Here is a 12,958-nt window from a genome sequence, read left to right on the forward strand (position 1 = left end):
CCCCGGGAAGCGGGGTGGCCGATCGAATGTCGTACGGGGGTGCGACTACCGCGCGCGGCGGGCCAGACGCTCGGAGTCCGAGATCAGCACGCTCTTGCCCTCGAGTCGCAGCCAGCCGCGGTGTGCGAAGTCGGCGAGGGCCTTGTTCACGGTCTCGCGGGAGGCGCCGACGAGCTGGGCGATCTCCTCCTGAGTGAGGTCGTGGGTGACCCGGAGTGCGCCGCCCTCCTGGGTGCCGAAGCGCTGTGCGAGCTGCAGCAGCGCCTTCGCCACGCGACCGGGAACGTCGGTGAAGATGAGGTCGGCGAGGTTGTTGTTGGTGCGGCGCAGGCGGCGGGCCAGCACGCGCAGCAGCTGCTCGGCGATCTCGGGCCGCTGGTCGATCCACGACTTGAGGGCGTCGCGGTCCATCTGCACCGCGCGCACCTCGGTGACCGTGGTCGCGGTGGAGGTACGCGGACCCGGGTCGAAGATGGACAGCTCACCGAACATGTCGGACGGGCCCATGATGGTCAGCAGGTTCTCGCGTCCGTCCGGGGAGCGACGGCCGAGCTTCACCTTGCCGGACACGATGATGTAGAGACGGTCGCCCGGCTCACCCTCGTTGAAGATGACGTGCCCGCGCGGGAAATCGACGGGCTGCAGCTGCTTGACCAGCGCGGCGACCGCTGACGGCTCGACCCCCTGGAAGATTCCGGCTCTGGCCAGGATCTCGTCCACGTGCGCTCCTTCTCAGAAAAACATTGGTCGGCCGGACCCCATCGTGTGGTGTTCGACCGCTCCGTCGACGCAGGCTGCACGCCGACTGTTCGGTAACTTTCGCTTGGGAGTCTATCGCTCCGCTGCGTAACAGTAGTGATCGACGCCACGTCCTGCGCGGCGAACCGTCAGCTCGCCTGGCGTTCGGGCAGTGTGTCGTCCTCTGCGCCGCCCCGCTTGCGCCGCAGATGGAAGCGCGCGAGCGCCCGCGGCAGGCCTTCCTGGGCGAGGGTCGCGACCTCGGCATGGCTCGCTTGGTCCAGGAACTCCTGGACCTCCTGCTCACGCACCGTCAGCCGGCGTAGCCGGAATTCCACCCGCTCCATAGCCAGCGCAAACAGCATCAGCAGCACTGGGAAGAGCACCACGGCGAGACCTTGCATATTGGGCAGTAAACACGGCGAATGTCTCAGAAGCGAAACGATGTGCGAGCCGTTCCCGGGGCCGTCCGTAGAGTCGACGAGGTGTCCACCACTGTTTCGAAGACCCCGGCGCAGCCCCGGGCGGCGTCCACGACGAAGGGCCGCGCGGCACCTGCCGGGAGCCCGAAACAGGGCGAGACCCGGCTCGGCCTGGTGCGCCGGGCGCGTCGGATGAACCGCACCCTCGGGGTGGCGTTCCCGCACGTGTACTGCGAGCTGGACTTCAGCACCCCGCTGGAGTTGTCGGTGGCGACAATCCTGTCCGCGCAGTGCACTGACGTGCGGGTCAACCAGGTGACGCCGGCGCTGTTCGCGCGCTATCGGGCGGCGGCCGACTACGCCGGCGCCGAGCGAGCCGAGCTGGAGGAGTACATCCGGTCCACCGGCTTCTACCGGAACAAGGCCAACTCGATCATCGGCCTCGGGCAGGCACTGGTCGAGCGCTTCGACGGTGAGGTGCCCGGCAACATCAAGGACCTGGTGAGCCTGCCGGGGTTCGGCCGCAAGACCGCGAACGTCGTCCTCGGGAACGCGTTCGATGTGCCCGGAATCACCGTCGACACGCACTTCGGGCGGCTCGTCCGGCGCTGGAACTGGACGCAGGAGGAGGACCCGGTCAAGGTCGAGCACGCGGTCGGCGAGCTCATCCCGCGCAAGGAGTGGACGCTGCTCTCGCACCGGGTGATCTTCCACGGGCGTCGGGTGTGTCACGCGAAGAAGCCTGCCTGCGGGGTGTGCCTGCTGGCCAAGGACTGCCCGTCGTTCGGCGCGGGTCCGACCGATCCCGAGGTCGCCGCGGCCCTGGTGAAGGGTCCGGAGACCGAGCACCTGCTCGACCTGGCGGGGCGGTGACCTGAGCGTGCGTCTCTCCAATGCCGGCCGGTGGAGCCTGGCCGCCCTCGTCGTCGTGATCGCCCTGGTGGTGGCCATCTGGCCACGTGGCGGGTCGGACGAGACCTCCCCCCGCACCTACGCCGACTACGTCAGTCAGGGCACCACCCCGGCGCCCGAACGCGCCCCCGGCGACACCGACCAGTCCCTGGCCGCCGCCCGCGTCGCAGCCTCGCTGGCGCCGTGCCCGGCCCCGGCCGCGGGGACCACCCCCGCCGGACCACTCGCGGGCGTCACCCTCGAGTGCCTGGCCGACGGTCGCCGCGTCGACCTCGGGGCCGCCCTCGCGGGCAAACCGGCGCTGGTCAACCTGTGGGCCTACTGGTGCGGTCCGTGCGCGCGGGAACTGCCCGCCCTCGACGAGTACGCGCGCCGTGCCGGTGACACCGTCACCGTGCTCACGGTGCACCAGGACCCCAAGGAGGGGAATGCGTTGTCCGCGCTGACCGACTACGGGGTGCACCTGCCCGGCGTCCAGGACGGGTCCGGTCGGGTCGCGGCGGCGGTGGGAGCGCCGAACGTGCTGCCGGTGACCGTGCTGATCCGCGCCGACGGGACCGTGGCGGCCGTGTTGCCGCAGCCCTTCGACAGCGCGGACCAGATCGCCGCCGCCGTCCACGACAAGCTGGGCGTGGCGTCGTGACGCGGACCGACCACATGCCGCCGGAGTGGCTCCGCCGCGTGGTGACCCTGACCCCGACGGACGGCAACTCGGTGAACCCGGTGCTGCGCCGCCGCACGCCGGAGGGGACGGACGCCCGCGACGCCGCGGTGCTGGTCCTGTTCGGTGGGGCGGAGCACGCCGACCCGATGTGCGTGGGCGGGCTGCCCGAGGACGCCGATCTGCTGCTCACCCAGCGCGCGTCCACCCTGCGCCAGCACAGCGGACAGATCGCGTTCCCGGGCGGCGCCGCCGACCCCGAGGACGACGGTCCGATCGCGACCGCGCTGCGTGAGGCCGAGGAGGAGACCGGGCTCGACCCGGCCGGGGTGCGCGCCCTCGCGGTGCTGCCCGGGATCTTCGTGCCGCCGTCGGGGTTCGACGTCACGCCGGTGATCGGCTACTGGGACCGCCCGTCGCCGGTGCGACCGGTGGACGCGGGCGAGACCGCGAAGGTCGCGCGGGTGCCGATGCGATCGCTTCTCGACCCGGACAACCGGTTCATCGTCAAGCACCGGCTCGGCTACCAGGGCCCGGCGTTCCTGGTGGACGGGATGCTGGTGTGGGGATTCACCGCGGGGGTGCTGGCCGGGCTGATCGCCGTGTCCGGCTGGGAGATCGACTGGGATCGTCGCGACGTGCGCGATCTCGAGGTGGCGCTCGCGGAGGTCGAGGCAGGGGTGGTCGAGGTGCACGAGCGGTGACCGGGTCTACCTGGATCGACATCGCGATCCTCGCGATCGCCGTGCTGGCGGCCTCGTCCGGCTGGCGTCAGGGCGCGGTCGCGTCGGCACTCGCGTTCTTCGGAGTGATCCTCGGCGCGGTCGCGGGCATCCTGATCGCGCCGCACGTGTTGGTGCACATGGACGGGGGCCGTGTCCGGGTGCTCGCCGGTGTGCTGCTGATCGTCGGGCTGGTGATCATCGGCGAGGTCGCGGGCATGGTGCTCGGCCGCGCCGCCCGCGGTGGCATGCACAGCCCCGTCGCGCGATCGGTCGACAGCGTCGTCGGCGCCGTGCTGCAGGCCGCGGCGGTGCTGGTGGCGGCCTGGCTGCTGGCCATCCCGTTGACGGCGTCCTCGCAGCCGGCGGTCGCGACCGCGGTCCGGGGCTCGAAGGTGCTGACCCAGGTCGACGAGGTGGCACCGAACTGGATGCGGCGGTTGCCGAGCGACTTCTCCGCGCTGCTCGACACGTCCGGGCTGCCGGACGTGATCGGACCGTTCGGCCGTACGCCCATCGCAGTCGTGGACGCGCCGGACCCCGCGATCGCGCAGGGGCCGTTGGCGGCGCGCCTGCAGCCGAGCGTGCTGCGGGTGCGCGGGGTGGCGCCGAGCTGCCAGCGCGCCCTCGAGGGATCGGGTTTCGTGGTCGCCCCCGAGCGGGTGATGACCAACGCGCACGTCGTGGCCGGCACCGACAAGGTCGTCGTGGACACCGCGCGCGGCGCGCTCGACGCGAAGGTCGTGCTGTTCGACCCCGAGGTGGACATCGCGGTCCTCGCGGTGCCCGGGCTCGACGCGGACGCGTTGCCGTTCGCCCCCGAGCCGGCGCGCTCCGGGGACACCGCGCTGGTCCTGGGGTACCCGGGCGGCGGTCCGTACACCGCGAGCGCGGCCCGGGTGCGCGAGACGCTGGACCTGAAGGGACCCGACATCTACCGGGCCCGCGACGTCACCCGCGAGGTGTACACCGTGCGCGGGTCGATCCGGCAGGGCAACTCCGGTGGACCGCTCGTGGACGAGCAGGGCCGCGTGCTCGGCGTGGTGTTCGGCGCCGCCGTCGACAACAGCGACACCGGGTTCGTGCTCACCGCCGCGGAGGTGTCGCGGCAGCTCGCTCAGGCCACGTCCGCGAACGGCGCGGTCGCCACCGGCGACTGCATCGGCGCGTAGCGCAGTGGTGCGTTCACGGAGTGTCCCGACTCCGCGAACGCACCACTGCGCGTCAGCGCCGTGCGAGGAAGTCGGTCAGGGCTGCCGTGACCTCGTCGGGGCGTTCCTCGTGTGCGTAGTGGCCGGCGCCCGGAACGGGGTGCAGGTGCCGGGACGGTGCCCACCGGGTGTCGTCACGCAGCGTCGAGCGCAACACGAACGGGTCGGCGTCGCCGTGGATCTGGAGTACCGGCAGCGTCAGGACCTGGTCCATCGCCGTCATGAACCGCTTGCCGTCCGGGCGCCACTGGCTGCGGAAGGCCCAGCGCTGGTACTCCAGGCCGCAGTGGGCCGCGCCGGGGATCTGGATCGCGGACCGGGCGCGGGCCGCGGCCTCCGCGAACTCCTCGGACTGTTGCCATTGCAGGCTCGAACGGGACCGCAGCAACCGCTCGGCGGCGGCGCCGTCGTCGCGGGTCAGTGCCCGCTCCGGTCGCCACGGCGGCTGGTAGCTCAGGAACGACGGCAGCAGGGCGGAGCGCTGCGCGCGGTTCCGCAGCACCGACCGCCGCAGCGCGATCGGGTGCGGGGAGGAGACCAGCGCGATCGACCGGACCAGCTGCGGATGCAGCGTCGCCGTCGCCCAGCAGACCAGGCCGCCGTCGGCGTGCCCGACCAGCGTCGCCTCGGTGTGCCCGAGGGCGCGGATCAGCCCGGCCACGTCGTCGGCGGAGGTCCAGCCGTCGTAGCCGCGCGGGGGCTTGTCGGTGTCGCCGTAACCCCGCAGGTCCATCGCGACCGTCCGGTACCCGGCCTCCGCGAGCGCGGTCAACTGATGCCGCCAGGACCACCAGAAGTCGGCGAACCCGTGCAGCAGCACGACCAGTGGAGCGCCCGGATCGGACGGACCGGCCTCGACGGCGTGGAACCGGATGCCGTTCGCGCGCACGTCGCGGTGCCGCCACGGCCCGTCGATGCGAACGGTGGAGGGGTCGGGGAGGGTCACCTTGGACTGGCCGCCGGTGGTCAGGGCGCGGTCCGGCGGGCGTACTCGCCGGGGGTGTAGTCACCGTGCTTGTAGCTCGACTCGGCGGCACCCGGCAGCACGGTCGCGGCCTGTCGCAGCGAGTCGATGGTCTTCTCGGGGGCCCGGAGCTTGCGCACCCGCAGGTAGCCGAACAGTGCCAGCACCGCGGTGACCACCACCATCAGCAGGAACACGATGAGGAAGGCGAGCCAGCGGTACACCCACGTGTCGAGGAGTTCCGCGAGGAAGAAGAAGAAGAAGAACGAGCTGAACAGCAGGACGGTGAGCGCGAGGATGAAGAAGAGCGAGCCCTGCAGGCCCTTCTTGACCTCGCCGGTCACCTCGGCCTTGGCGAGTTCGACCTCGGCGCGGACGAGGGTGGACACCTGCGCGGTGGCGTCCTTGACCAGGTTGCCGATGCTGGCGGTGCCCGGCGCGTGCGCGTCGACGTCCGTCAGGGGGATGGACGAGATGGTGTTCGGCACACCGCTCTCGGTCAGCCGCTCGGTCCTGCCGTTGCGGTCGCTGATGCTCACGTCGTGGCCCCTCCGTTGTCGTCGTTCACGACCGATCTGGCTCGGTCGTCACCGGTCTCGTGGGCGCGCGCCCTGTGGGCACGCCCTCGGCGCAACAGTAGCGCCGAGCCGATGAGCGACGCAGCCAAGGAGGTGACCAGGACCGCCGCCTTGGCCTTGTCCTGTTCGTCGCCCTCGAGTGCGAGTTCGGCCACGAGAAGGCTAACGGTGAAGCCGATCGCACCGAGCACCGACAGTGCGAACATGTCGCGGAATCCGAGATTGCGCGGCTTGGTGGCGATGCCCAGGCGGATCGCGACCCAGGAGACACCGAAGATACCGACCACCTTGCCGACGAGAAGTCCCAGCATGATCGCGAGCGTCAGCCGGTCGGTGAGCAGTGAGCCGAGCACGTCGCCGCCCAGGGGCACGCCGGCGGCGAAGAGCGCGAAGATCGGCACGCACAGGCCCGCCGACCACGGCTGGATGCGGTGCTCGAGCCTGGTCGCGGGTGCCTCGTCCTCGCCGGGGTCCGGCCGAACCCGGGTGAGTAGGCCGAGGGTGATGCCGGCGAGGGTGGCGTGGATGCCGGCCGTGTGCACGCTGTACCAGGTCAGCAGTGCGAGCGGGACGTACAGCCAGGCCGTGGTGATCCGGCGGTGCTGCGCGTACGCGTAGGCCGCCGCGCAGGCGATCGCGGCGAGCAGCCACCCGAACGCGATGGAGGCGGTGAACACGGTCGCGATGATGACGATGGCGAGCAGGTCGTCGACGACGGCGAGGCTCAGCAGGAACACCCGCGCGCTGGCCGGGATGCGGGAGCCGGTGAGCGCGAGCACCCCGAGCGCGAAGGCGATGTCGGTGGCCACCGGGATGGCCCACGCCGTGTCGATGCCGGGGGTGCCCCACCCGACGGCGATCGCGATCAACGCCGGGGTGACGACGCCCGCGACCGCCGCGATGATCGGCAGCAGGGCCTTCTTGCGGTCGGCGAGTTCGCCGACGACCAGTTCGCGCTTGAGTTCGAGGCCCGCGACGAAGAAGAACACCGCGAGCAGGCCGTCCTGCGCCCAGGAGCCGAGGCTCAGGTGCAGGTGCAGCGCGCTCGGTCCGACCTGGAAGTCGCGTAGGTCGACGTAGGCGCCGGACCAGGCGGAGTTCGCCCAGACGAGGGCGATCGCCGCGGAGACGAGGAGCAGGGAGCCGCCGACCGTCTCGGTGCGGAGGTAGCGGGACAGTTCGGAGCGCTTCGGTCGGATCACTCGGTTTCTCCTGGTCGCGGGCATGCGGTGACGATGTGCCGACCAGACTTCCCGGCGCTCCGAACGAAATCTTAACGCGCCGGCCCGGAGATCCCGCGTCGAGTGATGGTTTGCATTGTTAAACACTTTGGTGATCTGATCCTAAGGCGTGGACATCCTCGGTCCACTTGTTGGAACAGTGCGTGCAGGAGATTTCGGATGAGTCAGGCCCGTGACGTGTTGACCGAGGCGCCCGTCGGCGTCGCCGCGGCAAAAGGTGAGGTGCCGCGCAGCCGCATCGTGGTGGCCAGCATGGTCGGAACCTCGATCGAGTTCTACGACTTCTACATCTATGCGACCGCCGCGGTCTCGGTGTTCCCCCACCTGTTCTTTCCCAAGGGCAACGGCACCACCGCGCTGCTCGCCTCCCTCGCGACCTTCGGCCTCGCCTTCGTGGCGAGGCCGCTCGGCTCGATCCTGTTCGGCCACTTCGGCGATCGCATCGGCCGCAAGGCCACGCTCGTGGGCTCGCTGCTCACCATGGGCATCGCGACCTTCGTCATCGGTCTGCTCCCGACCTACCATTCGATCGGTCTGGTCGCCCCGGCGCTGCTGGCGCTGATGCGGTTCTGCCAGGGCCTCGGCCTGGGCGGCGAGTGGTCCGGCGCCGCGCTGCTGGCAACCGAGACCGCCAAGCCCGGCAAACGGGCCTGGGCGGCGATGTGGCCCCAGCTCGGCGCGCCGATCGGGTTCTTCCTGGCCAACGGATTGTTCCTGATCATCACGCTGTTCATGGGGCACGACAACGCGCACCCCGACCTGGACGGCGCGTTCCTCACCTGGGGTTGGCGGATCCCGTTCCTGCTCAGCGCGATCATCGTGATCATCGGCCTCTACGTGCGGCTCCGGCTCGAGGAGACCCCGGTGTTCGCGCGGGCGGTCGAACGCGGCGAGAAGGTCAAGACCCCGCTCGCGACGGTGTTCAAGACCAGCTGGCGTCAACTGGTCGTCGGCACGTTCGTGATGCTCGCGACCTACACGCTCTTCTACATCATGACCACCTGGGTGCTCAGCTTCGGCACCGGCAAGACGGCCGCGGAGGGCGGCACCGGACTCGGCTTCAAGTACTCGGACTTCCTGGTGCTGCAGCTCATCGCGGTGCTCTTCTTCGCCGTCGGTGTGCCGATCACCGGCCAGCTCGCGGACCGCTACGGCAGGCGTGTGACGCTGCTCGTGGTGACCGCAGCGATCATGGTCTTCGGATTGTCCTTCTCGGTCGTGCTCAGCTCCGAGCACATGAGCGACGCCCGCATGCTGGGCTTCCTGATCGTGGGAATGCTGTTGATGGGCTTGACCTTCGGGCCGATGAGTGCGGTTCTGCCCGAGCTGTTCCCGACCAACGTCCGCTACACCGGCTCGGGCATCGCCTACAACACCGCCAGCATCCTCGGCGCCGCGGTGGCGCCGTTCATCGCGACCTGGCTCGCCACCAGCTACGGCGTCGGCTGGGTCGGCATCTACCTGCTGATCGCGGCCGCACTGACCTTCGTCGCGCTGTTGGTCATGCGCGAGACCAAGGACACCTCGCTCGACGAGGTGTAGCGGGGCGGCTGCCGCGGGCTCAGGCCGCCGAGACCGCGACGACCTCGTGCGGGTACTCGGTGGCCCGGTGCTGGAACGAGATGATGCTCGGGTTCCGGATGACGCCGTTCCGGATCTCGATTGCACGCGAGATGGTCTGGTCGCCGTCCCACGCGGCACCGCCGGCGAGGACGGTGCGCAGATGTGGCAGCAGGGCCTCGCTGATCTCCCAGGTCGCGGAGTTCCACAGGTGCGACGGGCTGTGGTCCACGGCGTAGTAGTGCACGTTGTCGCCGACCACGAAGCTGGGCCGCGCGAATGTCGTCGGGCGGGCCCAGCTGAAGCCCATCCCCGCGTCGCAGGACACGTCGACGACGAGGCTGCCGGGGGCGAACCCGGCGAGGTCGCCCTCGTCCAGGAAGGTCAAGGGCGCATCGGTGTCCTGCAGCACGCAGTTGACCACGATGTCGTGGCCGGCGAGGAAGTCCGCCAGGGGAACCCGGCCGCGGTCGGTGACGACGCGGCTGCGGACCGGATCGGCGACGTCGTGCTCGACGTGCATGATCCGCGCCGAGTGGATCGGCGCGCCGACGGCGGCGGCCTTCCGATTGGTCAGCACCTGCACCTCGTCGACGCCCAGCGCGTTGAGCGCGGTCACCGCGCCGCGGGCGGTGGCGCCGAAGCCGATGACGACCGCGCGCAATCGCCGCCCGTAGTCACCCGTCGAACCGGCGAGTTCGAGTGCGTGCAGGACCGAGCAGTAGCCCGCCAATTCGTTGTTCTTGTGGAAGACGTGCAGTCCGAAGCCGCCGCTGCGAGTCCAGTGGTTCATCGCCTCGAAGGCGATGAGCGTCAGCCTCTGGTCGATCGCGAGCTGGGTGATCCCGGCGTCCTGTACGCAGTGCGGCCATCCCCACAAGGTCTGCCCCGCACGCAGTTCCGCGAGGTCCTCGCGCTGCGGCTTGGGCAGCAGCACCACCTCGCAGTCCGCGATCAGCTCGTCCCGCGACCGAATCCCGGCCACCTGCCGGGACAGCTGATCGTCGGTGACGCCGAAGGATTCGCCGTACCCGCTTTCGAGGTAGATGTGTTCGCGCAGGTCTGCATCGATCCGCGCGAAGTGCATCGGATGGATGGGCAGACGTCGTTCGAACTCTTTTCGGGAGCGCGCGAACACGCCGAGGCTGATCATATGCAGTTGTCTCCTGGGTAGCGCATCGGTCGTAAGATGTTGAGCGTAAAGCACTTTCAGAAGTTCAGTGCTTCTTCGCCCTGGCCACGATCTCGACGTCGGGTACGCCGTCCGCCTTCGCGCGCTTCTCTGCGCGCTTTTCCTTCAGCGACTTGCCGGATTTCTTCGTCATGGTGTTGCGTGGTGACTTGTCCGACATGGTGATCCCTTGATTGGGAACCTGAACGGTCCCGGGCCACCGACAGTACGCTCCCCGCGACTTCCGCGTGTCCGACCGACCGGACGGGTGGCGCCGACCGTCGGTCGGGTCAGGCAGGCGAGTCCGGGTTCTGCGCCGCCCGTTCGGTCACCCAGGCCGCGATCTGGGTGCGCGAGCTGAACCCGAGTTTCGTCAGCACGTGCTCGACGTGCCCCTGCGCGGTGCGTTGCGAGATCACCAACTGTTCGGCGATAGCCCGGTTCGTCAGGCCCTGCGCCACCAGGGCGGCGACCTCCTCCTCGCGTGGCGTCAGGTCGGTTGCGCCCCGGCCGGTCGCGGTGTCCGCACGGGGTGCCTGCTCTTCCAGCGCGAACGCCACGATCTCCTCGAGGGTCAGTTTGGAGCCCCGTGCGAACGCCGAGTCGAACGATCGCGCGCCGAGCGACCGGCGGGTGTGTCGTGCACTGTTGTCATGGTGGGTCCGGAGCCCGGGGATGACGACGCCCTGATTGCCCGCGGCCACCCACAGCGACCGCGCGCCGCCGAGCAGCACGGCGGCCCGCTGCGCCTCGTGTGCGTCCACCGCGATCCAGGCGAGCACCTCGACGCAGATCGCCGAACACAGCAAGTCGTCCAGGACGCCGGTCAGGCGCAGGCCCCGTTCGAGCTCGGCGCGGGCGCGTTCCGGATCCTGTTGCCACAGTGCGATTCCGATCGAGCTGAGGGCGTACGCGCGGTACACCGTCTCCTCGCGCGGCTCCGTGATCGCGACGACCTCCTCCGCGTACTCGACGGCCTGCGCGACGTGGCCGAGGAGGGCATGAGCCATCGCGAGCCCGAGCAGGGTCGACATGTGGCGGAGCCGGTTCTCGCCCGCCCTCACGGCGTCGAGAATGTCGGCGAGGAAGTCGACGGTGGTCTGCGGGTCGCCGCTGTAGATGGCCAGGTGCCCGGCGGCGTGGGTGACCAGGGTGTCCGCGTCGGGATCGCCCAGCTCCGATGCCACCAGCTCCGCCTCCTCGATGAGACCGAGGCCCGCCGCCAGGTCACCCTGATTGCAGGCCAGCACCGAGTTCGAGCACAGTGCCTCCACGCGGGCCCTGGTGGGCGCGCCGCTCTGCGCCGCGAGTGTGCGATCGAACCAGCGCCGGCCCTCGAAGAGTGCCCCGCGGGTGAGCCAGAAGAGGTACAGGGAATTCGCCAACCGCAGCCCGTGCTCCGCGGCACCCGGCTCCGTGACGCAGTACTCGAGCACACTCCGGAAGTTGGTCCGTTCCCGCCAGACCCGCAGGAGCCACCCCTGCTGGTTGGGCCCGATCCAGTCCGCCTCGGCCCGTAGGATCAGCTGCTCGTACCAGTCGCGGTGTCGTTGGCGCAGGTCCGCGCCCTCACCGGTCTCCTCCAGCCGCTCGAGCCCGTAGTCGCGCAGCGTTTCGAGCAGCCGGTAGCGCACCACACCGTCCGGCTCCTCGCGGATGAGGATCGACTTGTCGACGAGGGAGGCGATGACGTCGAGCAGGTCGTCCGGGGTGAGGTCCCCGGCCGCGACCCCCTCCGCGCCGTCGAGTTCGAATCCGCCGGCGAACACCGACAGTCGTCGCCACAGGCCGCGCTCGGTCTCGGTGCACAGATCGTGGCTCCAGTCGATGCACATCCGGAGCGTCTGCTGCCGGGTCGGCGCGCCGCGGGAGCCGGCGACGAGCAGGCGGTAGCGGTCGGTGAGTCGCTCGAGAATCTGGTCCGGCGACATCGCTCGCAACCGGGCCGCCGCGAGTTCGATGGGCAGCGGCAGTCCGTCGAGCTGGTGACAGATCTGGGCCAACGTCTCCCGGTTGTCGTCGGTGAGCGCGAATTCACGCACCGCAGCGGTCGCCCGCTCGACGAACAGGGTCACCGCTTCGTACTGCGCGACCCCCCGGCCGGCGGCGGGCACCTCGGCTTCGGGGGCGGTCATCGGTGGGACGCGGAAGGTGGTCTCGCCCCCGATCGCGAGGGATTCGCGGCTGGTGGCCAGGATCCGGAGCTGCGGGCAGGCGCGCAGCAGGGCTTCCGCGAGCTTCGCCACGGCGTCGACGAGGTGCTCGCAGTTGTCGAGCACGAGCAGGAGCTGACGTTCGGCGACGAAGTCGAGGAGCGTCTGCATGGGCGAGTGCGCCACCTGGTCGCGCAGGCCGAGCGTGGCGGCGACGATGTCCGGCACGAGCTGCGGGTCGAGCTGCTCGCCGAGTTCGACGAGCCAGACCCCGTCGTCGAACGCTCGCCTGGATTCGGCTGCGACCTTCAGCGCCAGCCGGGTCTTGCCGACCCCGCCGATTCCGGTCAGCGTCACCAGTCGCGACACAGCCAGCAGGCGCCTGGCCTCGGTCACCTCGTGGCGGCGGCCGACGAAGCTCGTCAGTTCCAGGGGAAGGTTGCCGACCTTGCCCCGCATCGAGGGAGTCATCGAACCGTCACTCTCGTCACGGGCGTGTCAGCGGCGGCGACGACTCCCCGAGTGCCGTGGTGGAACCCCGTGGAACCACGCAGTTAGCCCGCCTGACATGCCTCACTTCCATTCTGCCGGATGGAAGCGGCGAAGGTGCCCCTCACGCGCGTGC

At 70.1% G+C, this 12,958-nt stretch carries 12 protein-coding genes; 5 read left to right on the top strand and 7 right to left on the bottom strand.

Annotated features, from left to right (window positions below; translation table 11 throughout):
- Nucleotides 1–45: 45 nt before the first annotated feature.
- A complete protein-coding gene (locus tag ACFXGJ_RS21085) occupies nucleotides 46–720 on the bottom strand; it encodes a Crp/Fnr family transcriptional regulator (RefSeq protein WP_142095050.1) in 675 nt (224 codons plus the stop codon).
- A gap of 167 nt (nucleotides 721–887) precedes the next feature.
- Nucleotides 888–1,142: a hypothetical protein gene (locus ACFXGJ_RS21090; protein WP_378624257.1), complete on the bottom strand. Its 255-nt coding sequence runs from the start codon at nucleotides 1,140–1,142 to the stop codon at nucleotides 888–890.
- Between the two features lie 210 nt (nucleotides 1,143–1,352).
- Here ACFXGJ_RS21090 and nth point away from each other — a divergent pair, with 210 nt between their 5' ends.
- The 4 genes from nth to marP are packed head-to-tail and all read left to right on the top strand — an operon-like array spanning nucleotide 1,353 to nucleotide 4,627.
- A complete protein-coding gene (gene nth / locus ACFXGJ_RS21095; RefSeq protein ID WP_378624281.1) occupies nucleotides 1,353–2,033 on the top strand; it encodes an endonuclease III in 681 nt (226 codons plus the stop codon).
- A gap of 7 nt (nucleotides 2,034–2,040) precedes the next feature.
- Nucleotides 2,041–2,715 (top strand): TlpA family protein disulfide reductase, encoded by a 675-nt coding sequence (locus tag ACFXGJ_RS21100; protein ID WP_378624260.1) that lies wholly within the window; start codon nucleotides 2,041–2,043, stop codon nucleotides 2,713–2,715.
- Between the two features lie 14 nt (nucleotides 2,716–2,729).
- A complete protein-coding gene (locus ACFXGJ_RS21105) occupies nucleotides 2,730–3,437 on the top strand; it encodes an NUDIX hydrolase (RefSeq protein WP_378624284.1) in 708 nt (235 codons plus the stop codon).
- A complete protein-coding gene (gene marP, locus ACFXGJ_RS21110; RefSeq protein ID WP_378624263.1) occupies nucleotides 3,434–4,627 on the top strand; it encodes an acid resistance serine protease MarP in 1,194 nt (397 codons plus the stop codon). The genes ACFXGJ_RS21105 and marP overlap by 4 nt, the downstream gene beginning before the upstream one ends.
- Nucleotides 4,628–4,679: 52 nt before the next feature.
- Here marP and ACFXGJ_RS21115 read toward each other — a convergent pair whose 3' ends face one another.
- Genes ACFXGJ_RS21115 through nhaA form a run of 3 tightly spaced genes read right to left on the bottom strand, consistent with a single transcriptional unit; the run spans nucleotide 4,680 to nucleotide 7,410 of the window.
- Nucleotides 4,680–5,612 (bottom strand): alpha/beta fold hydrolase, encoded by a 933-nt coding sequence (locus tag ACFXGJ_RS21115; protein ID WP_378624266.1) that lies wholly within the window; start codon nucleotides 5,610–5,612, stop codon nucleotides 4,680–4,682.
- 20 nt (nucleotides 5,613–5,632) lie between these two features.
- Nucleotides 5,633–6,169, bottom strand: coding sequence for a phage holin family protein (locus tag ACFXGJ_RS21120; RefSeq protein WP_378624268.1), 537 nt, complete (start codon nucleotides 6,167–6,169; stop codon nucleotides 5,633–5,635).
- Entirely contained in the window at nucleotides 6,166–7,410 is a 1,245-nt protein-coding gene (gene nhaA, locus ACFXGJ_RS21125; protein ID WP_378624270.1) for a Na+/H+ antiporter NhaA, read from the bottom strand. The genes ACFXGJ_RS21120 and nhaA overlap by 4 nt, the downstream gene beginning before the upstream one ends.
- Nucleotides 7,411–7,608: 198 nt before the next feature.
- On the opposite strand from nhaA, the gene ACFXGJ_RS21130 reads away from it, so the two are divergent.
- Complete coding sequence (locus ACFXGJ_RS21130) at nucleotides 7,609–8,991, top strand: MFS transporter (RefSeq protein WP_378624273.1); 1,383 nt, start codon at nucleotides 7,609–7,611, stop codon at nucleotides 8,989–8,991.
- A 19-nt stretch (nucleotides 8,992–9,010) separates the two neighbouring features.
- Here the strand turns inward: ACFXGJ_RS21130 and ACFXGJ_RS21135 are convergent, their stop codons facing one another.
- Together ACFXGJ_RS21135 and ACFXGJ_RS21140 are read right to left on the bottom strand one after the other, a co-directional pair.
- Nucleotides 9,011–10,162 (bottom strand): N(5)-(carboxyethyl)ornithine synthase, encoded by a 1,152-nt coding sequence (locus ACFXGJ_RS21135; RefSeq protein WP_378624276.1) that lies wholly within the window; start codon nucleotides 10,160–10,162, stop codon nucleotides 9,011–9,013.
- Nucleotides 10,163–10,470: 308 nt separating this feature from the next.
- On the bottom strand, nucleotides 10,471–12,804 hold the full coding sequence (locus tag ACFXGJ_RS21140) for an ATP-binding protein (RefSeq protein WP_378624278.1): 2,334 nt from the start codon (nucleotides 12,802–12,804) through the stop codon (nucleotides 10,471–10,473).
- Between the last annotated feature and the right edge of the window lie 154 nt (nucleotides 12,805–12,958).

This window comes from Rhodococcus sp. NPDC059234 (assembly GCF_042754225.1).
Classification (GTDB): domain Bacteria; phylum Actinomycetota; class Actinomycetes; order Mycobacteriales; family Mycobacteriaceae; genus Rhodococcus_G.

Excerpts from the sequence above, each read along its gene's own strand:
- nth (WP_378624281.1), top strand. The coding sequence starts at position 1,353 with ATGAACCGCACCCTCGGGGTGGCGTTCCCGCACGTGTACTGCGAGCTG.
- ACFXGJ_RS21140 (WP_378624278.1), bottom strand. The coding sequence starts at position 12,804 with ATGACTCCCTCGATGCGGGGCAAGGTCGGCAACCTTCCCCTGGAACTG.
- ACFXGJ_RS21090 (WP_378624257.1), bottom strand. The coding sequence starts at position 1,142 with ATGCAAGGTCTCGCCGTGGTGCTCTTCCCAGTGCTGCTGATGCTGTTT.
- ACFXGJ_RS21130 (WP_378624273.1), top strand. The coding sequence starts at position 7,609 with ATGAGTCAGGCCCGTGACGTGTTGACCGAGGCGCCCGTCGGCGTCGCC.
- ACFXGJ_RS21105 (WP_378624284.1), top strand. The coding sequence starts at position 2,730 with ATGCCGCCGGAGTGGCTCCGCCGCGTGGTGACCCTGACCCCGACGGAC.
- ACFXGJ_RS21135 (WP_378624276.1), bottom strand. The coding sequence starts at position 10,162 with ATGATCAGCCTCGGCGTGTTCGCGCGCTCCCGAAAAGAGTTCGAACGA.